Origin of the sequence: Xanthomonas boreopolis (assembly GCF_046529185.1) — a bacterium.
GTDB lineage: Bacteria > Pseudomonadota > Gammaproteobacteria > Xanthomonadales > Xanthomonadaceae > Pseudomonas_S > Pseudomonas_S boreopolis.
Window position 1 is genome coordinate 1,670,334 of sequence record NZ_CP097162.1, and the last position, 25,009, is coordinate 1,695,342.

General features: G+C 66.5%; 18 protein-coding genes. 4 read left to right on the forward strand and 14 right to left on the reverse strand.

Annotated features, from left to right (window positions below; all coding sequences use genetic code 11):
• Nucleotides 1-10: 10 nt before the first annotated feature.
• The 6 genes from selB to fdnG form a co-directional block, all read right to left on the reverse strand.
• On the reverse strand, nt 11-1,945 hold the full coding sequence (selB, locus tag M3M27_RS07430) for a selenocysteine-specific translation elongation factor (protein WP_434027636.1): 1,935 nt from the start codon (nt 1,943-1,945) through the stop codon (nt 11-13).
• Nucleotides 1,942-3,366 carry an L-seryl-tRNA(Sec) selenium transferase gene (gene selA / locus M3M27_RS07435; RefSeq protein WP_434027637.1) on the reverse strand — a complete coding sequence of 475 codons (1,425 nt, stop codon included), beginning with the start codon at nt 3,364-3,366 and terminating at the stop codon, nt 1,942-1,944. Before selA ends, selB begins: the two co-directional genes overlap by 4 nt.
• A gap of 4 nt (nt 3,367-3,370) precedes the next feature.
• The gene (gene fdhE, locus M3M27_RS07440; protein WP_434027638.1) at nt 3,371-4,351 is read right to left on the reverse strand and encodes a formate dehydrogenase accessory protein FdhE; all 981 of its coding nucleotides are present in this window, start codon (nt 4,349-4,351) and stop codon (nt 3,371-3,373) included.
• A 230-nt stretch (nt 4,352-4,581) separates the two neighbouring features.
• Complete coding sequence (locus M3M27_RS07445) at nt 4,582-5,229, reverse strand: formate dehydrogenase subunit gamma (protein WP_434027639.1); 648 nt, start codon at nt 5,227-5,229, stop codon at nt 4,582-4,584.
• On the reverse strand, nt 5,226-6,158 hold the full coding sequence (gene fdxH, locus M3M27_RS07450; protein ID WP_140718874.1) for a formate dehydrogenase subunit beta: 933 nt from the start codon (nt 6,156-6,158) through the stop codon (nt 5,226-5,228). The genes M3M27_RS07445 and fdxH overlap by 4 nt, the downstream gene beginning before the upstream one ends.
• Nucleotides 6,159-6,168: 10 nt before the next feature.
• Nucleotides 6,169-9,237, reverse strand: a complete 3,069-nt coding sequence (fdnG, locus tag M3M27_RS07455; protein ID WP_434027640.1) for a formate dehydrogenase-N subunit alpha — start codon at nt 9,235-9,237, stop codon at nt 6,169-6,171.
• 276 nt (nt 9,238-9,513) lie between these two features.
• Between fdnG and M3M27_RS07460 the strand changes: the two genes are divergently transcribed.
• Nucleotides 9,514-10,164: a rhomboid family intramembrane serine protease gene (locus M3M27_RS07460; protein WP_140718872.1), complete on the forward strand. Its 651-nt coding sequence runs from the start codon at nt 9,514-9,516 to the stop codon at nt 10,162-10,164.
• Nucleotides 10,165-10,227: 63 nt separating this feature from the next.
• On the opposite strand, the gene M3M27_RS07465 is transcribed toward M3M27_RS07460, so the two are convergent.
• Together M3M27_RS07465 and M3M27_RS07470 are read right to left on the reverse strand one after the other, a co-directional pair.
• Nucleotides 10,228-12,234, reverse strand: coding sequence for a M13 family metallopeptidase (locus tag M3M27_RS07465; protein ID WP_434027641.1), 2,007 nt, complete (start codon nt 12,232-12,234; stop codon nt 10,228-10,230).
• 146 nt (nt 12,235-12,380) lie between these two features.
• Nucleotides 12,381-14,462, reverse strand: coding sequence for a M13 family metallopeptidase (locus M3M27_RS07470; RefSeq protein ID WP_434027978.1), 2,082 nt, complete (start codon nt 14,460-14,462; stop codon nt 12,381-12,383).
• A 249-nt stretch (nt 14,463-14,711) separates the two neighbouring features.
• Here M3M27_RS07470 and M3M27_RS07475 point away from each other — a divergent pair, with 249 nt between their 5' ends.
• Nucleotides 14,712-16,310 (forward strand): phytoene desaturase family protein, encoded by a 1,599-nt coding sequence (locus M3M27_RS07475; protein ID WP_434027642.1) that lies wholly within the window; start codon nt 14,712-14,714, stop codon nt 16,308-16,310.
• Between the two features lie 74 nt (nt 16,311-16,384).
• Here M3M27_RS07475 and M3M27_RS07480 read toward each other — a convergent pair whose 3' ends face one another.
• The gene (locus M3M27_RS07480) at nt 16,385-19,264 is read right to left on the reverse strand and encodes a TonB-dependent receptor domain-containing protein (RefSeq protein WP_434027644.1); all 2,880 of its coding nucleotides are present in this window, start codon (nt 19,262-19,264) and stop codon (nt 16,385-16,387) included.
• Between the two features lie 140 nt (nt 19,265-19,404).
• The gene (locus tag M3M27_RS07485; RefSeq protein ID WP_434027645.1) at nt 19,405-21,447 is read right to left on the reverse strand and encodes an alpha/beta hydrolase family protein; all 2,043 of its coding nucleotides are present in this window, start codon (nt 21,445-21,447) and stop codon (nt 19,405-19,407) included.
• 283 nt (nt 21,448-21,730) lie between these two features.
• On the opposite strand from M3M27_RS07485, the gene apbC reads away from it, so the two are divergent.
• Nucleotides 21,731-22,570 (forward strand): iron-sulfur cluster carrier protein ApbC, encoded by an 840-nt coding sequence (gene apbC / locus M3M27_RS07490; protein ID WP_434027646.1) that lies wholly within the window; start codon nt 21,731-21,733, stop codon nt 22,568-22,570.
• Nucleotides 22,571-22,656: 86 nt separating this feature from the next.
• Nucleotides 22,657-23,232: a dCTP deaminase gene (gene dcd, locus M3M27_RS07495; protein WP_140718865.1), complete on the forward strand. Its 576-nt coding sequence runs from the start codon at nt 22,657-22,659 to the stop codon at nt 23,230-23,232.
• A 15-nt stretch (nt 23,233-23,247) separates the two neighbouring features.
• Here the strand turns inward: dcd and M3M27_RS07500 are convergent, their stop codons facing one another.
• From M3M27_RS07500 to M3M27_RS07515, 4 genes are all read right to left on the reverse strand, one after another.
• Nucleotides 23,248-23,433 (reverse strand): LiaI-LiaF-like domain-containing protein, encoded by a 186-nt coding sequence (locus tag M3M27_RS07500; RefSeq protein ID WP_434027647.1) that lies wholly within the window; start codon nt 23,431-23,433, stop codon nt 23,248-23,250.
• A 129-nt stretch (nt 23,434-23,562) separates the two neighbouring features.
• Complete coding sequence (locus tag M3M27_RS07505) at nt 23,563-23,730, reverse strand: LiaI-LiaF-like domain-containing protein (protein WP_140718863.1); 168 nt, start codon at nt 23,728-23,730, stop codon at nt 23,563-23,565.
• Nucleotides 23,731-23,755: 25 nt separating this feature from the next.
• Entirely contained in the window at nt 23,756-24,163 is a 408-nt protein-coding gene (locus tag M3M27_RS07510; RefSeq protein ID WP_434027648.1) for an HIT family protein, read from the reverse strand.
• Nucleotides 24,160-24,819: a dienelactone hydrolase family protein gene (locus M3M27_RS07515; protein ID WP_434027649.1), complete on the reverse strand. Its 660-nt coding sequence runs from the start codon at nt 24,817-24,819 to the stop codon at nt 24,160-24,162. Before M3M27_RS07515 ends, M3M27_RS07510 begins: the two co-directional genes overlap by 4 nt.
• Between the last annotated feature and the right edge of the window lie 190 nt (nt 24,820-25,009).

Here is a 25,009-nt window from a genome sequence, read left to right on the forward strand (position 1 = left end):
GCCGACTGCATCATGGCGCGGCATTCCATTGCATGTCGTTGCGCAGGCGGTGGCTGTCGCCGACGCGGCGAGTGTAGCCGACGCGATCGAAGAACTCCAAAATCTGGATGCTGCGCTTGCGCCCGAGGCCGATGGCATCGCGGAAGAGCGCGGCTTCGACCGCGCCGTGGGTCCTGGCCAGTGCGCCCAGCGTGCCTGCCAGCTCGGCGATGCGCTGCGGGTGGTAGAACAGGTCGGACACCACCTGGAACACCTCGCCGCGCGCGGCCGCGTGCCTCAGCGTGGCGCGTACGAGTTCCTCGTCCGCGCCGGTCTGCGCGGCGAGCGTGCGCACCCAGGGCGGATCGAAGCCGCCGGCGGACAGCAGCGGCAGCAGCTCAGGCAACAGTGCCCGTTCGCGTTCCGGCAACGGCGTGTCGTGGCCGGGCAGGTGCCACCAGGCGCCGTTGCGCTGGATCCGCCCGTTCGCCTGCAATTCGTGCAGGAGCGCCTGCCACAGGGCCGGGGCCAGCCCGGGCAGGGTGCTGCGCTGCAGACGCCCGCTGTCGACGCCCGGTTCGTCCGGCCGCCGCTGGTGCCAGGTGCGCAGGGATTCCAGCACCTGGTCGCAGAGCGCCTGCCAATGCGTCAGGAGGATCGCGTGGCCATCGTCGCGGCCTTCGACATGCCGCGCATCGGCCGGCAGGACGATGCGCTGGGCCGGCAGGCGGCAATGGCGCGCGAGCGCGGCCATGGACAGGCCGAGCGGCGATTGCCGCAACAAGGCTTCGATGCCGTCGCCCGCCGCCAACCGTTCCAGCGCCGCCAGCCAGGCGAGCCGGGCCGGGCTACGGCGCCGGCGCTGCGGCGGATCGGTGTCGAGCACCACGCCGCCGCCGAGAGTGGCCGTCGCGCCGGCGTTGCGCACGATGAAGCGGTCGCCGGTCATCGCGCACACGGGCGCGTCGAACACCAGTTGCACGAGCATGCTGCGCGTTCCGCCGGGCGATGCCTGGCCGCCGTCGAGTACCACGGCATGCGCCAGCCGATGCATCGTGCCCCAGTGCACGTGCAGCGGGGTCCAGTCGCGCAGGGGCGGCGCATCGGCGTCCAGGTGCAGGCGCACGTCCACGCGCGGGCTGGGAAGGAAGGCGCGCGGATCGGCGATCCAGTCGCCGCGCGATATCGCATCGCGCCCGATCGATGCCAGGTTGAGCGCGCAACGTTGTCCGGCCTCGGCGGCGGCGGCGGCACGGTTCTGCGCATGGATGCTGCGGATGCGCACGGCGATGCCTTGCGGCATCAGGCGCAGGTTGGCGCCGACCTCGGCGCGGCCGCCATGCACGGGGCCGGCCACCATGGTGCCGTGTCCCGGCAGCGTGAACACGCGGTCGATCGGCAGCCGGAACAGTTCCTCGTGCGCGGAGGCGCCGTGCCTGCCGGCCGCGCCGGCGGCTTGCGCATGCAGGTACGCACGCAGCGCGGCGATGCCGGCGTCGGCCGGAGCGGTGCTGTCGCAGGCGAAGCTCGGCGCATCCCGCAACGGCGTGCCGGCCAGCAGGGCAGCGACCTGCGCCTGCACTTCGGCCAACCGCGCCGCGTCCACCCGGTCGATCTTGGTGAGCGCGATCGCGCCGCGTTCCACGCCCAGCCACGCGAGGATCGCGAGGTGCTCGCGGGTCTGCGGCATCACGCCATCGTCGGCGGCGATGACCAACAGCGCGAAATCGATGCCGGTGGCGCCGGCGACCATCGTGTGCACGAAACGCTCGTGGCCGGGCACGTCGACGAACCCGAGCATCTCGCCGGCGGCGGCGTCGCCCTCGAGCGGCACGTAGGCGTAGCCGAGTTCGATGGAGATGCCGCGCGCCTTCTCTTCCTTCAGGCGGTCGGTGTCGATGCCGGTGAGCGCGCGGACCAGGCGGGTCTTGCCGTGGTCGATATGGCCGGCCGTGCCGACGATCATCCGCGCAGCTCGTGGAGTTGCGCGAGGAACGCGGCTTCGTCCCCGGGTTCCAGGCAGCGCAGGTCCAGCCACAGCGCATCGTCGGCGACGCGGCCCAACACGGGGCGCGGCAATGCGCGCAGGCGCGTGGCCAGGCGGTCCAGGCCGCCGCGCTTCGCGCCGGCCGGCTGGATCCGGAAGCCGGCGCTGGGCAGGCGTGCTTCGGGCTGCGCGCCGCTGCCGACCTGGCTGTGCGGCGATGCCGGTTCGACGCTGTAGGCCGGCGCCAGCGCCTGCTGCAGCGGCGCGAGCAGGCGCTGCGCCTGCTCGCGCATCGCTTCGGGCGGGCGGGCGAGCGCGCGCAGGGTCGGCAGGCGCCGCGCCAGCAGTTCCGGCTCGCGGTACAGGGCGAGCACCGCTTCGAGCGCGGCCAGCCCCATCTTGTCCATGCGCAGGGCGCGCTTGAGCGGATTGCGGTTGATGCGCGCGATCAGGTCGGCGCGACCGGCCAGGATGCCGGCCTGAGGGCCGCCGAGCAGCTTGTCGCCGCTGAAGGCCACCAGGTCGGCGCCAGCGGCCAGGGTTTCCTGCACGGTGGGTTCGTGCGGCAGGTCCCATGCTTCCAGACCGCACAGGCTGCCGCTGCCCAGGTCGACGGCCAGCGGCAGCGCATGCCGGCGTGCCAGTTCCGCCAACTGCGGGACCTCGACCTTGGCGGTGAAACCGGTGATGGCGTAATTGCTCGCATGCACCTGCATCAGCAACGCGGTGCGCGGGCCGATCGCGTTGGCGTAGTCGCCCGGGTGCGTGCGGTTGGTGGTGCCGACTTCCACCAGCCGCGCGCCGGCGCTGCGCATCACGTCGGGGATGCGGAAGGCGCCGCCGATCTCGACCAGTTCGCCGCGCGAGACCACCACTTCGCGACGGTTGGCGAGCGTGTTGAGCATCAGCAGGACCGCCGCCGCATTGTTGTTGACCACGCAGGCGGCTTCCGCGCCGGTGAGTTCGCGTACCAGGGCCTGGACGTGCGCATCGCGTTCGCCGCGACGGCCGCGATCGAGGTCGAACTCCAGGTCGACCGGCGACGCCATCGCCCGCACCACCGCTTGCACTGCGGTTTCCGGCAGCAGGGCGCGGCCGAGATTGGTGTGCAGCACGGTGCCGGTCAGGTTGAATACCGGTTGCAGCCGCTGGCGGTCCTCCTGGCGGATCGCGTCTTCGAGCGCCATCGCCACGGCCGCGTCCTGCAAGGCGTCGTCCAGCGCATCGCGCGAAAGTCCGCCCAGCGCGATGCGCTCGCGCAGGGCTTGCAGGCGGATCCGCAGCAGCCGGGCGATGCGCGAGCGGCCATGCCGTTCCAGCAGGGGCGCGAGTTGCGCGCTGCGCAGCAAGCGGTCGAGCGAGGGCAGGGCGTCGGCCGATGCCGGTTCGGCACGCTGCATCGGCTCAATCCCCATCCGCCTGCCACAGCAAGGGGTTCTGGCTGGCGCGCTCGTAGCCCTGTTCGCCCAGCAGCAGGTCCAGCGCCAGCGTGCCGAGATCGTCGGCGACCGGCTCCACCTGCGGGTCCTTCTCCAGGTACAGGATCTTGCGATACCCGTGGCAGCGTTCGCAGGTCTCGGCGCGCACGGCGGCGTCCTTGGCCGTATCGGCAGGATCATCGATGCCGGCCAGCGAGGGGTAGGCGATGTCCTTGCCCGCGGCGCCGCAGCGGCTGCACTGCACGCGTACGTAGTGCCATTGGCAGGCGCACAGCGCACAGTACAGGTAACGGTAGGATGCATGGGGAGCCTGCGCATGCACGAGGCTGGCGACCGGCGCGGTGCCGCACAGCGGGCACAAGCCGGGGGCATCCGCCATCGGGGCAAGCTCGCCGGTCCCGTAGGCCAGGCCCAACGCGACCCAGTACACCTGCAGGGCCGCCATCACGAAGGGGGCAGTGCCGGCTTCTACCGGGGGAGCGCCCGGCACGTCGAGCAAGGCATCGGCCTGGGCCTCGATCCAGGCATCCTGGGCGGCGGCCAGCTGCTCCAGGATCGCCTTCGCCTGCGCCGGGAAGGCTTCATGCCCGGCGCAGTGGGCGCACAACTCGCGCAGGAGCGTGCGCCAATATCCGTCGCGCGCGAGGCTGGCGGCATGCAGCGGCGGCATGCCGGCACCGGCGGCGCCGTTGCGCCGCTGCGACGCGGCGGCGGCCTGCAGGCCGGCGAGCCGTTCGGGCGCGATCCGCGCAAGCGCGGCGTGCTGCGCATCGACCAGCGCGGCGAGCAGTTGCAGGTAGCCGGAGATCGGGCTGGCGGAGGCCAGGACGCGCAGTCGGTCGGCGCGCGCCGCGAACAGGCGATCGCGGTCGGCGAGGATGATGCGGGGAATATCGCGCTGCGCGAGCGTTTCGATCTGGCCGGGTTCGAGGATGCGTTGGGCCATGGCGATGCCGGTGGGCTAGCTGCCCGGTATCGTCGCCGTTGTCGGTGGTCGAGTCCAGTGTGGTGCGGCGACGGGTGCGTTCCGGAGCTGGGAACGCTGGAGTGCCTTTGTGGGAGGGACTTCAGTCCCGGCGGGCTTCATTGGCCCATTGTCGGGACTGAAGTCCCTCCCGCAGAAAAATGCCTGATCCAGGCCAGGATGCTTTGCCGAATCCCGAATCCCGAATCCGGCTACTCCTTCGGCCGCTGCCCGCTCAACACCTGGCGGAACCACGCTCGATGGTGCTTGTGGGCCCAGCCGTAGCTGACCTTGCCGCGGGTCATGGCCTTGACCGAACCCTTCACCCAGATCGCCGCGTAGATGTGCACCACGATCGCGCAGACCAGGACCAGGCCGAACAAGGCATGCACGACGACCGAGAAGCGGATCACGCCGATCGGGAAGTAATGGCTGAAGTAGGCGCGCCAGATCACCAGTCCCGACAGCAGCAGCGCCAGCAGGCAGCCGACGATGCTCCAGAACAGCAGCTTCTGGCCGGCATTGAAGCGGCCCACCGGCGGCAGCTTGTCGTCCTCGTTGCGCAGCACGTGGCGCATGCCGCGCAACCAGCTCCGGTCGTCGCGGTCGAGCAGGTTGTCGCGCCACATGCGCGCGGCCAGCAAGGCGAACGCGACCACCATGACCAGGCCGATGAAGGGATGCAGGATCCGCGTCCACGGGCCGCCGCCGAACAGCGCGCTCAGCGGGAACAGGGCCGGGTGGAACAGGGCCAGTCCGGACAGCGCGACCAGCACGAAGCTGATCGCGACGATCCAGTGGTTGATCCGGGTCGGGGCCCGGTAGCGGACGATCTCGTTGTCGCCAGGCGCATGGCTCATGGCCGTTCCTCCTCGTTGGCGGTCCCGGCGCGGATCTTCTCCGCCTCGCGCTCGGCGGCCTTCTCTTCGTCCTCGTCGACGGTGTTCGGGCCGACGCCGATGTAGTGCAGGAAGCCGGCGAACGCGGTGGCGGCGATCGCGAACAGGCCCAGCGGCTTGGCCGCGCCCTTCCACAGCGACACCATCGGGCTGATGTGCGGGTCCTTGGGCAGGTCGCTGTACAGCTGCGGCTGGTCGGCATGCTGCAGCACGTACATCACGTGGGTGCCGCCGACGCCGGCCGGATCGTACAGGCCGGCGTTCTGGTAGCCGCGCGACTTCAGGTCCTCGATGCGCTCGGCGGCGTGCTGGGTCATCGCCTCCTTGCTGCCGAAGGTGATCGCGCCGGTCGGGCAGGTCTTGACGCAGGCCGGTTCCATCCCGACCGCGACCCGGTCCGAGCACAGCGTGCACTTGTAGGCCTTCTTGTCCTTCTTCGAGATGCGCGGCACGTCGAACGGGCAGCCGGTGACGCAGTAGCCGCAGCCGATGCAGTTCTCCTCGTGGAAATCGACGATGCCGTTGGCGTACTGCACGATCGCGCCGGGCGAAGGGCAGGCCTTCAGGCAGCCGGGGTCGGAGCAGTGCATGCATCCGTCCTTGCGGATCAGCCATTCCAGGTTGCCGTTGGCGTCCTCGTACTCGTCGAACTTCATCACCGTCCACGACTGGTCGCTCAGGTCGGGCGGGTTGTCGTAGCTGCCGGTGCAGTTGCCCACCTCGTCGCGCAGGTCGTTCCACTCCATGCAGGCGACCTGGCAGGCCTTGCAGCCGATGCACTTGCTGACGTCGATCAGCTTGGCGACCTGGCCGGTGTGCGCGCCACGCGCCTCCGGCGAGGGCGTGGTGGTGGCCGAGCGGCGGATGATGTCCAGCGATTGCAGTGACATGGTTCGTCTCCTACGCCTTCTCGACCTTGACCAGGATGCACTTGGACTCGGGCGTCTGCGAGTTGCCGTCGCCGATCGCGTTGGTCAGCGCGTTGGCGATGTAGCCGGGCTTGGCCGCGCCGAGGAAGCCCCAGTGGATCGGCACGCCGACCTGGTGCACGGTCCTGCCGTCGATCTGCAGGGCCTTGATGCGCTTGGTCACCATCGCCACCGCCTCGATGTGCCCGCGCTTGGAACTGACGCGGACGCGGCTGCCGTTGGCGATGCCCAGTTCGTCGGCCAACGCCGTGCCGATCTCCACGAACTGCTCGGGCTGGATGATCGCGTTGAGCCTGCCGTGCTTGGTCCAGAAGTGGAAATGCTCGGTGAGGCGGTAGGTGGTCGCCACGTGCGGGAACTCGTCCGGCGAGCCGATCTGGGCGCGGTCGCTGGCGAACACGCGCGCGGCCGGGTTGTTCAGCGCCAGCGGCTGTGCCGGGCTCAGCGGGTTCTTCGCCAGCGGCGTGTCGAACGGTTCGTAGTGCTCGGGGAACGGACCTTCGGCCATGCCGCCCTTGGCGAAGAAGCGGGCGATGCCTTCCGGGTTCATGATGAACGGGCCCATGCCGTTGGCCGGGTCTTCGTCGGCCTTGTAGTCCGGCACGTCCACGCCGCTCCAGCTCTTGCCGTTCCAGGCGATCAGCGTGCGCTTCGGATTGAAGGGCTTGCCGGCCGGGTCGCAGGACGCGCGGTTGTACATCACGCGCCGGTTGGCCGGCCACGCCCAGGCCCAGCCGATGGTGTTGCCGATGCCGGAAGGATCGCTGTTGTCGCGCTGCGCCATCATGTTGCCGGTCGGACCCCAGGCGCCCACGTAGATCCAGCAGCCGCACGCGGTGCTGCCGTCGTCGCGCAGTTCGCCGAAGGCGGCCAGCTGCTCGCCGGCCTTGCGTACCAGCTTGGTCGGGTCCTTGGGGTCGTACACGTCCGCCAGCGCCTTGCCGTTGTACTCCATCGCCAGTTCCTCCGGCGTCGGCAGCTCCGGGTTGGCGTACTTCCAGGCCAGGTCGCGCACCGGGTCCCACCAGGCGCCGCCTTCCTTCTCGTACAGGGCCTTGATGCGGTGGAACAGCTCGGACATGATCTCGATGTCGCTGCGCGCCTCGCCCGGCGGCTTGGCGCCCTTCCAGTGCCACTGCAGCCAGCGCGAGGAGTTGACCACCGCGCCGTTCTCCTCGGCGAAGGACGTGGTGGGCAGGCGGAACACCTCGGTCTGGATCTTGCCCGGGTCCACGTCGTTCAGCGCGCCGTGGTTCTGCCAGAACGCGATGGTCTCGGTCTCCAGCGGGTCCATGCTGACCATGAACTTCAGCTTGGAGAACGCGCTGATCAGCTTGCCCTTGTTCGGCGCGGAGGCCAGCGGGTTGAAGCCCTGGCAGATGTAGCCGTTCATCTTGCCCTGGTCCATCAGCTCGTAGGCCTGCAGCATGTCGTACGGCTTGTCGAGCTTGGGCAGGTAGTCGAAGCACCAGTCGTTGTCGGCGGTGGCCGCGTCGCCCCACCACGACTTCATCAGGCTGACGTGGAACTTGGGATAGTTCTGCCAGAACGACATCTGGTTGGGTCGCAGCGGCTTCTGCGTGCGCTTGGCGATGTAGGCCTGGTAATCCTGCTCGTCCTGCTTCGGCAGGGTGAGATAGCCCGGCAGCAGGTCGGACATCAACCCGATGTCGGTCAGGCCCTGGATGTTGGAGTGCCCGCGCAGCGCGTTCATGCCGCCGCCGGCCACGCCGATGTTGCCCAGCAGCAGCTGCACCATGGTGCCGGCGCGGACGTTCTGCGCGCCGACCGAATGCTGCGTCCAGCCCAGCGCGTACAGGATCGTCATCGCCCGGTCCTTGCTGGCGGTGGAGGCGATCATGTCCCAGATTTGCCGGATCTTGTCGGCGGGCGTGCCGCAGATGCGCTCGACCATCTCCACGGTGTAGCGCGCGTAATGCTGCTTGAGCAGGTTGTAGACGCAACGCGGGTCCTTCAGCGTCGGGTCGGTGCGGACGTAGCCGTCGTCGCCGTACGCGTAGTCCCAGCTGGAACGGTCGTAGCTGCGGGTCTGCTCGTTGTAGCCCGAGTACAGGCCGTCCTTGAAGGCGAACTCGTCCTTCACCAGGAACGGCATGTCGGTGTAGTTCAGCACGTACTCGTGCTGGATCCGGTCCTCGGCGAGCAGGTAGTTGATCAATCCGCCCAGGAACACGATGTCGGTGCCGGTGCGGATCGGCGCGTACACGTCGGCTACCGCGGCCGAGCGGTTGAAGCGCGGGTCGACCACGATCAGGCGCGCCTTGTTGTGCGCCTTGGCCTCGGTCACCCATTTGAAGCCGCACGGGTGCGCCTCGGCGGCGTTGCCGCCCATGATCAGGATCAGGTCGGCATTCTTGATGTCGACCCAGTGATTCGTCATCGCACCTCGGCCAAGCGTCGGGGCAAGACCTGCCACCGTCGGGCCGTGTCAGACACGCGCCTGGTTGTCGAACGCGAGCATCCCGAGGGAACGGACGACCTTGTGGGTCAGCACGGCGGTTTCGTTGCTGGTCGCCGAGGCGGCCAGCATGCCGGTGGTCAGCCAGCGGTTGACCGTCTGGCCGGCCTCGTTCTTCTGCACGAAGTTGGCGTCGCGGTCGGCCTTCATCAGCCGCGCGATGCGGTCCAGCGCGTCGTCCCAGGACAGCCGCTGCCACTTGTCCGAACCCGGCGCGCGGTATTCGGGATAGAGCAGGCGCGACTTGCTGTGGATGATGTCGACCAGGCCGGCGCCCTTCGGGCACAGCGTGCCGCGGTTGACCGGGTGGTCGGGGTCGCCCTCGATGTGGAAGATGCTCGCTTCCGCGTTCTTGGCGCCGTCGCCCAGCCCGTACATCAGGATGCCGCAGGCGACCGAGCAATAGGTGCAGGTGTTGCGGGTCTCGGTCGCGCGGGCCAGCTTGTACTGGCGCACCTCCGCGAGCGCTACCCCGGGCGCGAAGCCCATCAGAGCCAGGCTGGAACCCACCAGGGTCGTCCCGGTGACTTTCAGGAACTGGCGGCGACTCAACGTGGTCATGCCGTTCTCCTCCCCGCCTTCATGAAGACGCCAGAAGGGCAGTGCCGCTTCGTGGCATCGCTGCTCGCCGAAGCCGTCCGCTCCCGTGGCTGTGGATGCCACGCGGACGGCCCCGGCCCACCGGCGCCTTATAGCACACCCATGTAAGCGCGGCGTTGCGCCGGCGCGGCCTGGGCCGGCCGCGCCGGGCCCCATGGCGGCCAAAGCGCTTGCCGCGGAGACAGGGGCAGGCGGTGGCAGCCGTTATGATGTGGCGCAGTTTCCACGGATGCCGCCATGTTCCCCCGACTGCCCACCGTCACCAAAGCGTTGCTGATCGCCAACGGCCTGCTGTTCCTGCTGCAATGGGCATTGGGGGACGGCACGTTCGCGCCGCTGATGCTGTGGCCGGTGGGCGAGGCCGGTTTCGACCCGTTCTCGCCCGGGCAGAACTTCCAGGTCTGGCAGCTGCTGACCTACGGCTTCCTGCACGGCAGCTTCTCGCACCTGTTCTTCAACATGCTGGCGCTTTTCATGTTCGGCGCCCCGTTGGAACAGACCTGGGGCGAGAAGCGCTTCCTGGCCTATTACCTGGTCTGCGTGGCCGGTGCCGGCCTGTGCCAGCTGCTGGTGGGCTGGCTGGCCGGCAGCGACATGCCGGTGCTGGGCGCGTCCGGCGGCGTGTTCGGCTTGCTGCTGGCCTACGGCATGCTGTTCCCGAACCAGCGGGTGATGCTGCTGTTCCCGCCGATCCCGATGAAGGCTCGTACTTTCGTGATCGTGTTCGGCGCGATCGAGTTGTTGTTGGGCTTCACCGGCTGGCAACCGGGCGTGGCGCACTTCGCGCACCTGGGCGGCATGCTGTTCGGCTGGCTGCTGATCCGCTACTGGCGGGGCCAGCCGCCCTTCGGCGGCAAGCGCAAGCCACCGATGCGGATCGTCCGCTAGACACCAATAAATAAAGAAGGGGCGCGATTCCGCGCCCCTTCTTGCTTGCCCGTCCCGGACCGGTCAGCGCCAGATCCGGACCTGGTCGGCCTCCGCGCGCTGCATCGGCTGGCCCGGCTTGCAGCCGAAGGCCGCGCCGAACTCCGGCAGGTTCGACAGCGGGCCGTTGGTGCGCCACTTGCCGGGCGCGCGCACTTCCGCGGTGGCGCGCTGCACCGCCTCGTTCGGGGACAGCTGCTGTGCCCAAAGCCCGGCCCAGGCATTGAAGAACGCCTGCTTGCTGGCCTGGGTGGCCTGCGGCTGGGCCTTGGCGAAGGCCTGCCAGGCCAGCTCGACGCCGGCCTGGTCGGCCAGGTTCTCCTCGGCGGTCAATGTGCCGTTGACCTTGGTATTGGGAACGCCCGGATAAGGGTAGGCGCCGTACTGCGCGGCGACCTTCTGCGTCAGCAGGGTCCAGGCGGTCTTCTCGGCCGGGCTCCACCAGCTGCGCAGCTGGCCCTGCGCATCGACCAACGCGCCCTTGGCATCGATCGCGCGGGTGATCTCGTGCGCGGCGAGCGCGCCGAACGCACCGTACTGGGCGGCCGGGTCGCCGCCCTGCGCGAACACCGGCGCCTGCAGCACCGCGGCGGTGACGATCAGGCGGTTCTGCGCGATGTCGTAGGCGATCGCCGGCTGCTGCGGCAGCACGTCCCAGCGACGGTCGGCGTTGCCCTTGCCGATCCGCTTCATTTCCTCGCGATGGCGCCAGGTGGAGGCGATCAGCATGTTGCCGCCGAAGCTGCCGCGGCCCATCGGCTGCACGCTGTAGTCGAGGTCGCGGCGGGGCGCGCCGATCTCGATCTTCATCGCGTCGAGCTTGGCCTTGGCCTCGGCCACGACTTCCGGATTGCCCCAGCCGGTGCGTTCGATCGCCGCGATCTGGGCCTCGCGGACCTGGTCGACGATGACGGCGGCCTGGCGGCGCGTGTCCGCGCCGAGGTAGCGGGCGACGTACTCGCGGCCGAGCATCGGGCCGGCCGCGACGTTGATCGCGTCCAGCACCTGCTGCCAGCGCGGCGGCGGCAGCACGTCGCCGCGCAGCAGGCGCCCGCGGAACTGGAACTCGGTGTCGCGGAAGCCCTTGGACAGGTACGGCGCCATCGCATCGCCCACGCGCCAGCGCAGGTAGGCCTTCCACTGGTCCGGCTTGAGGCTGGCGATCAGGCCGTCGAGCTGCTTGAAGTAGCCCGGGTCGGCCATCGACACCAGGTCGTCCTGCACGCCCTGGGCTTTCAGGAAATCGGCCAGCTGCAGGTTCTTGAACTGCTTGGCGACGTCCTTGGTCGCCAGCGGCGCGTAGTTGTTGAAGGGGTTGTTGATGTCGGCGACCGGCTTGCCGGCCTTGGCCAGCAGCGTCTCGATCTGGATCACCGCGGCCGAGTCGGCGTCGAGGCGGTTGGCGGCGGTGCCGGTCAGCGCCAGGATCTGCTTGACGTAGGCGCGGTAGCGGCCCATCAGCGCGGTGGTATCGGCATCGGTGCGGGTGTAGAACGCGGGATCGGGCAGGCCGGTGCCGCCCTGCATGAAGTAGCCGATGTGACGGTCCAGGGCCTTCAGGTCCACGTCGGGACCGAAGTTGAACGCCACCGGGATGCCGACCTGGTGCAGCGCGGCGATCGCCGCCGGTATTTCCTTGGCCTTCTTGATCGCGTCGATACGCGAGAGCAGCGGGGCGATCGGCCTGGAGCCATCGGCCTCGACCGCCGCTTCGTCCAGGCCGCTGGCCCAGAAGTCGCCGAGCAGCTTCTGCACGTCGTTCTGCGGCGCCTTCATCGCGGCGTCGAGCAGGTCGCGCTGCTGCTGCAGCGCATGCTCGGCGAGTTGGCCGAGCGCGGTGGTCGCGCCGGTCTGCGGCAGCGGGTTGGCCTTCAGCCAGGCGGCGTTGGCGGCGTCGTAGAAATCGGTGCAGGCCGGCGGCACGGCCGGGGCCTTGGGAGTCTTCTTGCGGGCGGCTTCGGCATGGGGCGCGGCCAGCAGGGCGGTCAGGCTGAAGCCGAGGGCGAGGGCAAGCGGACGAAGGGTGGGCATCGAAATGGATCCAGCCAGTTGGAAGTCGGCGGAGTTTAACAAGGCCGGCAAGCGTGCTGTCAGGGGATTGACGATCCGGCATGGGCCAAGCAAAAAAGAAGGCCCGGCAATGCCGGGCCTCCATGGATCGCACCTACGCGGGCGGTTTACCAGATGACCACCTGCTGGTCGCCCTGGCGCACCATCTTGTCGCCCGGCTTGCACGAGAACGCCGCCGCGAACGCCGGCATGTTCGACGGCGCGCCGATCGCGCGGAAGTTGGCCGGGGCGTGCGGGTCGGTCTTCAGGCGCACGGCCAGTTCGTCCGGGGTGAAGTTGCGACGCCATACCGTGGCCCAGTTCAGGAAGAAGCGCTGGTCGCGGGTGATGCCGTCGGTCTTCGGGTCTTCCTGGCCGGCGGTCGCCGCCTTCATCGCGTCGTAGGCGGTGTTCAGGCCGCCCAGGTCGGCGATGTTCTCGCCCAGCGTCAGCTTGCCGCTGACGTTGCCCTTGTCGGTCTTGTAGCCGTCGAACTGCTTGACCAGCCTGTCGGTCCGGGCCGCGAAGCCCTTGGCGTCGGCCGGCGTCCACCAGTTCTCGAAGTTGCCGGTCGGTCCGAAGCGGCTGCCCTGGTCGTCGTAGCCATGGGTCATCTCATGGCCGATCACCGCGCCGATGCCGCCGTAGTTCATCTCCACCGGGGCGTTCGGGTCGAAGAACGGCGGCTGCAGGATCGCGGCCGGGAACACGATCTCGTTCTGCAGCGGGTTGTAGTAGGCATTGATCGTCTGCGGCGTCATGCCCCATTCGGTCTTGTCGACCGGCTTGCCGATCTTGGACAGGTTCCACTTGTAGTTGAACTCCTGGGCCGCCTGGAGGTTGCCCAGGTAGCTGTCGCGGTTGGTCTGCAGGCCGTCCCACGAGCGCCACTTGTCCGGGTAGCCGATCTTCGGGGTGAAGCTGTTCCACTTGGCGATGGCCTTTTCCTTGGTCTCCGGGCTCATCCAGTCCAGCTTCTCGATGCGGGCCTTCAGCGCGGTGCGCAGGTTGCCGACCAGCTCCTCCATCTTGGCCTTGGAATCGGCCGGGAACGCGACCTGCACGTACAGCTGGCCCAGCGCCTCGCCGACCTGGCCGTTGACCGCGGCCAGCACGCGCTTCCAGCGCGGCTTGATCTCCTTCTGGCCGCGCATTTCCTTGTTGTAGAAGGCGAAGTTCTCCTCGACGAACGGCTGGCTCAGGTACGGCGACGCGCTGTCGACCGCATGGAAGCGCAAGTAGGCGCGCCACACCGCCGGATCGGTGTCGGCGATCATCTTGCTCACTTCCTCGTGGAAGGCCGGGATCGCCAGCGAGAACATCTGGGGCACTTCCACGCCCTGCGACTTGAAGAACTCGGTCCACGACCAGTTCGGGGTCAGCTTGTCGGCGTCGGCGGGGCTGACCGGGTTGTAGAACAGCGAAGCATCGCGCGAGAGCTCGGTGCTGGTCTTGGAGACCTTGGCCAGGCGGGTCTCGAACGCGACCACCTGCTTGGCCTGCTCGGCGGCATCGGCCGCCGGCGTGCCGGACAGCTCCAGCACCTTGGCGATGTGCGCCTGGTAGGCGTCCAGCTTCGGCTTGTTCTCGGCCTTGGTGTAGTACTCCGGATCCGGCAGGCCCAGGCCGCCCTGCGCGGCATAGGCGATGTTCATGCTGGAGTTCTTGAAGTCGGCCTCGGCGCCGAACGAGAACAGCCCGTTCCGTCCCTTGGCGGCGCTGGTGCGCAGGTAATCGACCAGCTTGGCCTGGTCGGTGACGCCGTCGATGGCGGCGAGTTCGGGCTTCAGCGGCTCGATGCCCTGGGCGTTGATCTTGGCCTCGTCCATGCCGGTGGCCCAGATGTCGCCGACCAGCTTCTCCACGCCGGTGGCGTTCTTGTCGGCGGCGGCCTGCTCGACCAGCTGGTGCTGGACCGCGTTGGAACGCTCGTCGAGCATCTCGAACGCGCCCCAGCTGGTGCGGTCGCCCGGCACCGGATTGGCGGCCAGGAACTTGGCGTTGGCGTAGGCGTTGAGGTCGGTGCAGGCGTTCGCGTTCGGGTCGATGTCGCTCGGCTTGAACTGGTTGAACGGCGGCAGCTTGGACTCGTCGAGGGTCAGTTTCTTCGGCGCGGCTTCGCTTTCGCTGGCCGGCGCGGCGGCGCTGGGGGCTTCCTCGGGCTTCTTGCAGCCGCTCAGCGCGGCGGCGACGGCGAGGGACAGCGTCAGCAGATGAGGTTTGCGGAAGGTCACGTAGGGCTCCGGAATCGGGCATGGACAAGGAAGCCCCGTCGCCGGGGCGTGGCCGGCATTCTGAACCTCTGCGCGACGGTAGTCAGTGTCGAAGGTCATGGCCGGCTGGGGCCGGACATCCGCCGTCTCCGGGGAAGAGCAGGACCGACGTGGCGACGCGCCGGCCAGGCATGCCTGGCCAATCCGGGGAATCGGACCCCGCCAGCGCATGCTATACAGGCCGGCATGGGCACCCGACGCGACCCGTACGACACGATCATCATCGGCGCCGGCCACAACGGGCTGGTGTGCGCCGCCTACCTCGCCAAGGCCGGCCGCAAGGTGCTGGTGCTCGAACGGCGCGACGTGGTGGGCGGGGCCGCGGTCACCGAGGAGTTCCATCCCGGCTTCCGCAACTCGGTCGCCTCCTACACCGTCTCGCTGTTGCAGCCGAAGGTGATCGAGGACCTGGAACTGCCGCGGCACGGCCTCAGGGTGGTGCCGCGCCGGATCAACAACTTCCTGCCGCTGCAGGACGGATATCTGTTGGCCGGGGCCGGACGGACCGCGGCCGAAGTCGCGAAGTTCTCCGCCCGCGATGCCGAACGGCTGCCGGCCTACGAGGCGCGCCTGGAACAACTGGCCGACGTGCTGCGCGCGCTGGCCTTGCAGCCGCCGCCCAACGTCACCGACGGCGGGTGGTGGCAGGCGCTGCCCCAGCTCTGGCGAGCCGGCCAGCTCGGGCGAAGGCTGCATGCGCTGTCGCCGGCCCTGCGCCAGGAACTGCTCGACCTGTTCACGATCTCGGCGGCCGAGTACCTGGACCGCTGGTTCGAAAGCGCACCGATCAAGGCGCTGTTCGGCTTCGACGGCATCGTCGGCAACTACGCCAGCCCGTACGCGCCGGGCACCGCCTACGTCTTGCTGCACCACGTGTTCGGCGAGAGCAACGGCGTCAAGGGGGCGTGGGGGCACGCGATCGGCGGCATGGGGGCGATCACCCGGGCGATGGCCGCCTGCTGTCGCGAACGCGGCGTGGACATCCGTACCGGACGTGGCGTCGCACGCGTGCTGGTCGAAGGGGGACGAGCGGTCGGCGTGACGACGCTCGACGGCGAATCGCTGCGCGCCGACTGCGTGGTTGCCAACGTCAACCCCAAGCTGCTGTACGAACGGTTGATCGATCCCGCGCACGTGCCGGCCGCGACGCGCGAGCGCATGGCGAACTGGCGCTGCGGCTCCGGCACCTTCCGGATGAACGTGGCATTGTCCCGGCTGCCGGACTTCCGCGTCCTGCCGGGCGAGGGCGACCACCTGACCGCCGGCATCATCATCGCCCCGAGCCTGGACTACATGGACAAGGCCTGGCGCGACGCGCGCGACCACGGCTGGTCGCGCGAGCCGATCGTCGAGATGCTGATCCCGAGCACGCTGGACGACTCGCTGGCACTCCCGGGGAAGCACGTGGCGAGCCTGTTCTGCCAGCATGCCGCGCCGGTACTGCCGGAAGGACGCAGCTGGGACGACCACCGCGAGGAAGTCGCCGACCTGATGATCGCGACGGTGGAGCGGCACGCCCCCGGCTTCGCCGCCTCGGTCCTGGGGCGCCAGGTCCTGAGCCCGCTCGACCTCGAGCGCGAGTTCGGCCTGGTCGGCGGCGACATCTTCCACGGCGCGCTGAGCCTGAACCAACTGTTCTCCGCAAGACCGATGCTGGGCCAGGCCGATTACCGCGGCGCGATCCCCGGGCTCTATCTATGCGGGTCGGGCACGCACCCGGGAGGCGGCGTCACCGGGGCGCCTGGGCACAATGCGGCGAGGGTCGTGCTACAGAGGCCTTGGTGAGGAAGACGGTTGTTTCCAGTTGAATACAAAAGGGGGCGGCCAGTGGCCGCCCCCCTTTGCTGTTCCAGAAGGAATCAGAACTTGTACTGCACTCGGGCAAAGATCGTTCGCCCATACCAATCGTACTGCGATGCATATAGCGGTGCATTGCCATAGCGGGTGCCAACGCCGGTCGAGATCAGATCCGGTTCCTTGTCGAACAGGTTGCGGACACCGACCATGATGCCCCAATCGCCTGGTTCGTAAGCGATGGATATGTTGTGCAGGAACTGCCAACCAGCCTTGATGTCCCGGGTCGCGCCTTGGTATCCCTGATAGGTGAAAGTACGATTCAGGTCGCGATTTTCAGTCGAACTGACATAGGTGGTCTGATAGCTGAAGGTCCAGTCGTTACGCTTCAGGTCCGCTGCCAACAGGCCAACAGTCTTGGGACGGCCGATGTAGCCAATCTGGTTGTCGGTGGCGAGCCCGCTTTCTGACGAACTGTCGAACAGGCGAGTGAGATCCTCGATGGTATAGGTGACCTGCGCCTCCAGCGACAGCTTGCCGAACGAGAAGTCGTTGTCGTAGTTCAACTGCAAGTCATAGCCACGAGTGCGCTCGCGATTGATGTTGATGTACTTGTTGTAGATGGTGGTAATCGCATTCGGCGCGCTCGGATCGTTCGGACTGTTGCGAACGAACTGATCACAGAATGCATTTGGGTAGACCGCCGAGCCATAGCAGCCGTTGATGATGTCGTACTCATCCAGTTGGCTGATCTCGCCACGGATGTCGTAGTCGAAATAATCCACGGCGACGCTCAAATTGGCGAATTCCGGGGTCCATACCAGGCCCAATGTTCTGGCCTTGGACGTTTCAGGCTTCAGATCGCCCTTGCCGCCGCGGGAATAAACCGTAGCGGTGGCGCCAGTGCCTGCATAATTTGCAGGAATGCCGGCTGCATTGCAGTTAGCCTGGAGGAATGTGTTGCTGCTTTCCCCCCACAATACGCAGGGATCGATTTCCGTCTGTTGGCGATAGCCAGTCTGGTCGCCCAAGTAAAGCTCATAAAGGCCTGGTGCACGATATGAAGTGCCAACGCTACCGCGCAGACGCAGGGACGGAATGATCTGCCAGTTCAGGCCGGCCTTCCAGACATTGTCGGAGTCTTCCACCGAGTTGTATTTGAAAGCACGGCCGGACAGGTTGACCGACAGCGATTCGAAGCCCGGCTTGCCCTTGATGAGCGGAATATCGAGTTCGGCGAAAGCCTCACGAACGTTGTCGGTTCCCTTCGTGGCTTGGGCGGAGCTATAGCCCCAGATATCGCCGATCTTGGTCAGTTCGTCGGGTTCATCATCGATCTTGGAATGCCGGTACTCCACGCCGAACGCCGCGCCGACATCGCCTGCAGGCAGGGTGAACAGGTTGCCGGTAATCAATCCGTTGACGATCGCCTGGTCGTAAACCGTATTGCCTTTGGTCATGACTCCAACGGCATTCACCAGCTCGTTCATGCGCTCGCCGCTGAGAAAGCCAGGATCGAAGTAGTTGAGTGGCGGATCGGTTTCGACATACGAAAGATCGCCCGTGCGCGAAGTCTGGATGTCGTTGTGTTCGTAGTCACCGTCGGATCGTGAGTAGCTGGCATTGACCTCCCAGCTCCAGCTATCGCTCCACTTGAATGCGCCATCGAACTTGGTGCTGCCATAGAAGTAGTCTACGGTGATCTTCTGATCATCCGGATACGGCATGATCGGTTCGTAGTAATTGTCGTCGGCTTCGTTGTACACGACGGGGAAGAACTGCCGATATCCGTGGGTCTTCGTCTCACGACGGTTGTACAGCCACTGGGTCTTCCAGTTGAAACTGTCGAAGCTGAAGTCGCTGGCGCCGTACAGGCTGATGCGTTCACGCTGGTCGATGACTTGAGCACTGTCCCAGAAGGGGAAGTTCAAGACGTCTTCGTAGTAGGCCTGTGGCGAATTCGCATAGGTTCTGCTGGGGTAAGGGCGTGGACGATAGCCGGGGAACGGTCCCACGGTGCTGCCGTCCGGAGAGGGCACGTAGCGAGTGCTGGGGTTGAAGTAGTCAATAATGGTATTGGCATAGAGGTTGCCCGATGAGCATCCTCCCAGCTTGGTATCGCCAATGATCGAACGATCCTCACGATCAATTCGCTGGCCGTCCTTGCCCCAGACCCTGTCTTCAGCGCATCGCAGGAAGTCGCGATCGCCAAACTTGAGGGCATTCAACCTATCCCACTGCACCGCTCCGACGATGCTGCCATTGTTGAAGTCCTTTCCGGCAGCGAACGATGCCGAGAACTGTTCGCCGCCACCATGCTGCGGGACGCTCATGGTGTAGTCCATGATCGGCTTGTCGATACTCTTGCGAGTGATCAGGTTGACTGCACCCGCGACCGCGTCGGAGCCGTAAATCGAGGATGATCCGTCCTTGACGATCTCGATGCGTTGCAAGATGACCTTGGGAATGACGTTGAGGTCGAATGCGCCAACCTGTCCGCGAGTACCGGCAGGGCCGGGCCTTTGGCCATCCAAGAGGATCAGGGTGCGATTCGCCCCCAAGCCGCGCAGCGAAACGGTTTGCACGCCGGTACCGCCTTCGACGACGAAACCGCCGAATTGGTTGTTGAGCTGGGTGGAGCCAGCGGCGACGGCAGAGGTCTGCAGGAAGTCAGCAACGTCGAACTTGCCTGCGGCGATGCTCTTGTCGACGGAAATCACTTGCACCGGCGACGTGGTCTCATACTCCGGACGCTTCAGGAGCGAGCCGGTGACGGTAACGGCATCAAGGTCCTTGGCCTGGCGTGACTCCGCTCCTTGGGCGGGCTTGGGAGTGGTGTTCTTTGCTTCATCCGTTTGATCCTGGGCCATGACCGGTGCTGCCTGTAAGGCTGCGACGACGGCGATGGCCAAAGGTAAGCGTTGCAATCCGTGTCGAACGGACATGGTGCCTCTCTCCTGAATAGGGCTAAACGAGAAACCGGCGTTATGCTCCGGTTAAGCGAATCTACTTCGGTGAGGTTGCTAATGCAACATTCATGTTGCATATGAACAAACCCGGCATCGGGCCCGATACCGGGTTCGGCCTACAAACCGCCAGGGCCGCAGTCGTTCTTGAGATAGCTCTCGATCAATCCCAGGGTTTCGCGCTGCTGCCGTGGGTACCACGGCATGCTATGGGGCATGTCGGAGATCAGGGTGAACTTGGCGGGAACAGTGTTCTTGACGGCCTCGTAGAAGTCCTTGGCATGGAACGATGGCGTGCGGACATCCCGGTCGCCCACGAACAGCAGGATCGGCAAGGTCGCATTGGCCGTATTCTGCATTGGGTCCATGCCCTTGACGGTCTGGCCTTGCAGGATGCGCTGGAGGCGGTTGTCGCTCCAGGCAGTTCCAAGCCGCCCAAGATTGGTCACCGGAGCGCCGGCAATCGCGCACTGGTAAGGGGATGGCTTGCGAACGGCTGCTGCAGCGGCGGCAAAACCGCCGTAGGAATAACCAAAGATGGCAATTCTGTCTTTTGCGGCGATCTTCTGTGAAACCAGCCATTCCGCGCCGTCATCATTGTCGTCGGACATCTTCTTGCCCCATTCCCGATCGCCAGCGATCCACAGGTCACGGCCCAGGTTCGTCGATCCACGATACTGGGGACGAAGCACTGCATAACCACGCGATGTGAGCAGGGGAACCCAGCCGCTAGCATCCCAGCCCATGTAGTCGCGCGCCCATGGGCCACCATGAGGATTGATGATGGCGGGGACAGGAGGATCACCTTGCTTCCAGCCTGCAGGAAGATCCAGGATGGCAGGTATCTTCCGGCCGTCTCGGGCCGTATAGGTGACCCAACGTTGCTCGCCGGTCTGGCCGTCCCTTAGCCACGGCCGTTCGCTGCCCAACTCGACGACATTCTTTTTTCCGACGAGAATGTGGTAGCTGGCCGGCTTCCCAGAGCTCATCGTGCTGAACAGGATTTTCGAAAAGTCATCCGTGTAGTTGACGATCGATACTTGCTGCCCTGGGTACGCTTGCTTGAGCCCGGCCTGAATCGAGTTAAGGGCGGGGTCGACATAGATGGTTTGACGACTGGGACCATCGATCACGAATCCGACGACTTTGTTGAAATTGCTGGGTTGGGAGCCGAACACCAGGCTGTCAATGGAGAAATCCGGGTTCGCTACCGCGGGCTCGGAGTCGAACTTGCGCAGCTTGGGGTCGTAAAGGTAGGCCTGCACCTTGTCGGAGAAAAGGTCGGTCAATACGTAGAGCTTGCCGGTTGCGTCGTCGATTCCTTCTATCTGGACCGTACGCCGATCGGCCAACTTGGTACTCAGCGCATCGTGCGCCTCGAACTGCCCGCTCTCGGAGTTGAGAATGAGCAGTTTCTGGAGATAGTTATCGGCTCCGATGGGCTCGATCTCCGTCTTGGCCAGTACCTTCCCCGTGCGCGGATCGAAAAGAGAGGGCGTGCTGCGTGCATTGCCCCGGAACAACAGCTCGGTTTGTTTGGTGCTCAGGTTGTAGAGATAGTAGTTGGCGCTGAAGGTCAGCTCATTGAGCTGCTGGATGATCACTCGCTCCGGGTCGAGCGGGAGGCGATGCACTAACGATGCGGTGCCGGCAATCTCTAGACAGCGTTGGGTCTGTTCACTCACCCCGATCTTCCGGGTGTTGTCGGCAAAGGCCTCTTCGAACTTCTTCTGATCATCGCCAGTGAGGTAGGCTTTGACCACGAACGTCTTGGTGGCGCCAGAGACACTGCCTTCGCCGCAGCCTCCCAATTGCCCGGTCCACTCCTGGCGCCCGAGAACAAGAATCTTATCGGCCTTGAGTGCTCCGGCGGCGATGAACTTCATCCGATCGCCGGAGGGCGTCACGACTTTGGGGCCATTAGAAAGCTTGTCCATGTCCCATGTAGCCAACGCCGTCTCGTCATTGTTGTTTGGAGACGGGATGACAGCTACGAGATGCTTGCCGTCCGGGCTCATCGAAACGGACTGGATGGCGGGCAGTCGTGCCAGGTCTTCTATCGCGATGGGTTCTGCGGCTTGCGCTCCGGCGGTCGCAAGCAGCGAGGACACGCCGATTACGATGATCCGAAGGCGAGCTGAAAACAGGTCATGCTTGATCACTCGAAACTCCCTTTAATTTAAGACGTACACACCTCCTTCGGGTCACCGGAGGCAATATGAATGATGCCTGAAAATTATCGAGTTGAAATCTATGCCAGAAGTTGGCCCAGAGCGCATTGCCGGCTGTTCGATATGCAGGTTTAATTCGATCGTGGCGAGATGTTGCGGGCCTGTGCCTCGGAGTGAGGAACTCAATAGCGTTTCGTGCTGAAGCGCCGTTCTGGCAGCATGTCGAGCGTCGGGGAAGGTTGGGAAAGTCGCGAGCTTGCTGGACAATGTCCGCATGAAGACATTCGCCCATCGGCCGCAAGGCGGCCTGTCCCCCCATCCCCGCATCCGCAATGTCATTGCCGTCGGTTCCGGCAAGGGCGGGGTGGGGAAATCCACCACGGCCGTCAATCTGGCGCTTGCCTTGCACCAACTTGGTGCAAAGGTCGGGGTGCTCGATGCGGACATCTACGGGCCCAGCGTGCCGGCGATGCTGGGGCTGAGCGGGCGTCCGGAAAGCCCCGACAACAAGTCGATCGAGCCGTTACGGGCGTTCGGGGTCGAGGCGATGTCGATCGGGCTGCTGATCGACCCGGACACGCCGATGATCTGGCGCGGGCCGATGGCGACCTCGGCGCTGACCCAGTTGTTCAACGACACGCTGTGGGGCGACCTGGACTACCTGCTGATCGACCTGCCGCCGGGCACCGGCGACATCCAGTTGACCCTGTCGCAGAAGATCCCGGTGGCCGGCGCGGTCATCGTCACCACGCCGCAGGACATCGCGACGCTGGATGCGCGCAAGGCGCTGAAGATGTTCGAGAAGGTCGAGGTCGCCGTGCTCGGCATCGTCGAGAACATGGCGGTGCACGTGTGCTCGAACTGCGGGCACGAGGAACACTTGTTCGGCGAGGGCGGCGGCCAGCGCATGGCCGGGCAGTACGGGGTGCCGCTGCTGGGTTCGTTGCCGCTTGACATCGGCATCCGCGAGCGCGGCGACGAAGGGCGGCCGATCGTGGTGGCCGACCCCGGGTCGGCGGCGGCCAAGGCGTACCTGGCGGCGGCGGAACGGTTGGCCGAGGAGCTGGGCAAGCGGCCCCGCGCGGCGATCCCGATCGTGTCCTCGCTGGCCTGAGCCCGTTCGCGGGAGGGCGGCCGAAGTCGCTCCCCCGGGGCACTCATGGGTAGAATTGCCGACCCCCACGGGCATCAGGATTCCGCATGAGCATCAAGAGCGACCGTTGGATCAGGCGCATGGCCGAACAGCACGGCATGATCGAGCCGTTCGAGCCGGGCCAGATCAAGCAGGACGCCGCCGGGCAGCGCATCGTCAGCTACGGCACGTCCAGCTACGGCTACGACGTGCGCTGCTCGCGCGAATTCAAGGTTTTCACCAACATCAACTCGACGATCGTCGACCCGAAGCAGTTCGACCCGAAGAGCTTCGTCGACGTGATCGGCGACGAGTGCATCATCCCGCCGAACAGCTTCGCGCTGGCGCGCACGGTGGAGTACTTCCGCATCCCGCGCGACGTGCTGGTGGTATGTCTCGGCAAGAGCACCTACGCGCGCTGCGGCATCATCGTCAACGTCACGCCACTGGAGCCGGAGTGGGAAGGCCACGTGACGCTGGAGTTCAGCAACACCACGCCGCTGCCGGCGCGCATCTACGCCAACGAGGGCGTGGCGCAGATGCTGTTCTTCCAGTCCGATGCCGACGACGTCTGCGAGACCTCGTACCGGGACCGCGGCGGCAAGTACCAGGGCCAGACCGGGGTCACGCTGCCGCGGACCTGAGTCGCGGCCGGCGGATCAGGCGCCGGCGCTCTTCCCTTCGAAGCGGCGCGTCAACTGGCCGATCCCGGCCAGGATCAGCAGGGCCGGCCACCAGGTGGCGACCAGGTGGCGGGCGTCGAGGTCGGCCAGGCCGAGATTGTCGAGCAGGAACAGGGTGCCCAGGCAGATCAGGACCAGGGCGGGGATCAGGCGGCGAGGCATGGCGGGCGTCCTTGTTGGCGTGGCGCCATGCTGCGTCCGGGCCGGCGCCGGATCAGGTGCCGGAAGTCAGCTCTTCCGGGTGCCGGTGGTCAGCCCCAGACACTGCGGGGCCGCCGGGGGGGCGCCGAGCTACTTGCCCTTGCCGAACAGCATGCCGATGCCGACCGCCACCAGGATCGCCGGCCACCAGGTGGTGATCAGCTTGCCGATGCTCAGGTTGGTCCAGCCGAGGTTGTTGGCCAGGAACAGCAGGCCGACCACGATCAGGATCAGGGCGGCGACGATGTTCGATCTCATGCAGGTGACGGTCCGGAAGGGCCGCCTATCGTAGCCGCTGTGCCCATGCGCTGGCACGCTCGGCCAGCGCCTCGGGAGCGAAGCGCTGGGCGGGGCCGCTGCCCCAGACCGGCCCCGGCCAGGCGGGGTCGCCTTCGCGGCGGCCCACCAGGTGCACGTGCAGTTGCCGCACGATGTTGCCGAGCGCGCCGATGTTGAGCTTGCCGACGCCTGGCTCCGCGCGCAGCAGGTGCGAGAGCTGGTTGATCTCGGCCAGCAACAGGCGCTGCTGGCCGCCGTCCAGGTCGATCCACTCGCTGGCGCCTGCGACGCGGGGCACCAGGACCAGCCAGGGGAAGCGCATGTCGTCCATCAGCCGGACCTGCGACAGCGGGCCGTCGGCGACGAACGCGCTGTCGGCGGCCAGGCGCGCATCGAGCTGGAAACCGCTCATGCCAGGTGCTCGGCGAAGAAGCGCAGTGTCCGTTCGCGTGCGAGGCGGGCACTCTCCGGCTCGTGGGCGTGGCCGCCGTCGCGGTTGAAGGCGTGGTCGGCCGGATAGGTGAAGACTTCCATCCGCGGCAGCTTGTCGCGATGCCGCTGCACCGCTTCCGGCGGAATGCTCTTGTCCTTCTCGCCGAAGTGGAACATCACCGGCGCCTTCGGGGTTTCGTCGAGGAACTGCGTGTTGCGGGCGCCGTAGTAGCTCACCGAGGGCAGGCCCAGGCGGATGGCCGCCAGCAGCGCGATGGTGCCGCCCCAGCAATAGCCCACCGTACCCACGGGACCGGCGGGAGCCAGCGCCATCGCCGCGGCCTTCACCACGTCGACCGCCTTGTCGAAGCCGATCTGGCCGACCAGTTCCAGCCCGCGCTTGACGCCTTCGTTGTCGTACGGCAGTTGCAGGTCCTTCTCGACCAGGTCGAAGAAGGACGGCGCCAGCACTTCGTAGCCTTGCGCGGCGAAGTCCTCGGCGACCCGGCGGATGTGATCGGTGGTGCCGAAGATCTCCTGGATCACGACCAGGCCGCCGCGCGGCGCTGCGGCGGGCGTGGCATGCCAGGCCGAGACCTGGCCATGGGGCGTGTCGAGGGTGGTCCAGTGGGCCATGAGCGTTCTCCTGACGGGGGAAGCGGGGATTATCGCGCCGTGGGATGTCGCGGGAGTGTTTCCGGCCGTCGTCCATCGTCCCGGCGACGGTTGCGTGCGAGCCCGGACTGCGCGGCATTCAGGCCGGCCTGCGGCGGCCGGCTATAATCCGCCGGCTCAGGCCCCAGGCCGCATCCCACCCAGGCCCCCC

Excerpts from the sequence above, each read along its gene's own strand:
- M3M27_RS07505 (WP_140718863.1), bottom strand. The coding sequence starts at position 23,730 with ATGAGATCGAACATCGTCGCCGCCCTGATCCTGATCGTGGTCGGCCTG.
- M3M27_RS07465 (WP_434027641.1), bottom strand. The coding sequence starts at position 12,234 with ATGCCCACCCTTCGTCCGCTTGCCCTCGCCCTCGGCTTCAGCCTGACC.
- M3M27_RS07510 (WP_434027648.1), bottom strand. The coding sequence starts at position 24,163 with ATGAGCGGTTTCCAGCTCGATGCGCGCCTGGCCGCCGACAGCGCGTTC.
- apbC (WP_434027646.1), top strand. The coding sequence starts at position 21,731 with ATGAAGACATTCGCCCATCGGCCGCAAGGCGGCCTGTCCCCCCATCCC.
- M3M27_RS07475 (WP_434027642.1), top strand. The coding sequence starts at position 14,712 with ATGGGCACCCGACGCGACCCGTACGACACGATCATCATCGGCGCCGGC.
- M3M27_RS07500 (WP_434027647.1), bottom strand. The coding sequence starts at position 23,433 with ATGCCTCGCCGCCTGATCCCCGCCCTGGTCCTGATCTGCCTGGGCACC.
- dcd (WP_140718865.1), top strand. The coding sequence starts at position 22,657 with ATGAGCATCAAGAGCGACCGTTGGATCAGGCGCATGGCCGAACAGCAC.
- M3M27_RS07445 (WP_434027639.1), bottom strand. The coding sequence starts at position 5,229 with ATGAGCCATGCGCCTGGCGACAACGAGATCGTCCGCTACCGGGCCCCG.
- M3M27_RS07460 (WP_140718872.1), top strand. The coding sequence starts at position 9,514 with ATGTTCCCCCGACTGCCCACCGTCACCAAAGCGTTGCTGATCGCCAAC.
- fdxH (WP_140718874.1), bottom strand. The coding sequence starts at position 6,158 with ATGTCACTGCAATCGCTGGACATCATCCGCCGCTCGGCCACCACCACG.
- M3M27_RS07515 (WP_434027649.1), bottom strand. The coding sequence starts at position 24,819 with ATGGCCCACTGGACCACCCTCGACACGCCCCATGGCCAGGTCTCGGCC.
- selA (WP_434027637.1), bottom strand. The coding sequence starts at position 3,366 with ATGCAGCGTGCCGAACCGGCATCGGCCGACGCCCTGCCCTCGCTCGAC.
- M3M27_RS07480 (WP_434027644.1), bottom strand. The coding sequence starts at position 19,264 with ATGTCCGTTCGACACGGATTGCAACGCTTACCTTTGGCCATCGCCGTC.
- fdhE (WP_434027638.1), bottom strand. The coding sequence starts at position 4,351 with ATGGCCCAACGCATCCTCGAACCCGGCCAGATCGAAACGCTCGCGCAG.
- selB (WP_434027636.1), bottom strand. The coding sequence starts at position 1,945 with ATGATCGTCGGCACGGCCGGCCATATCGACCACGGCAAGACCCGCCTG.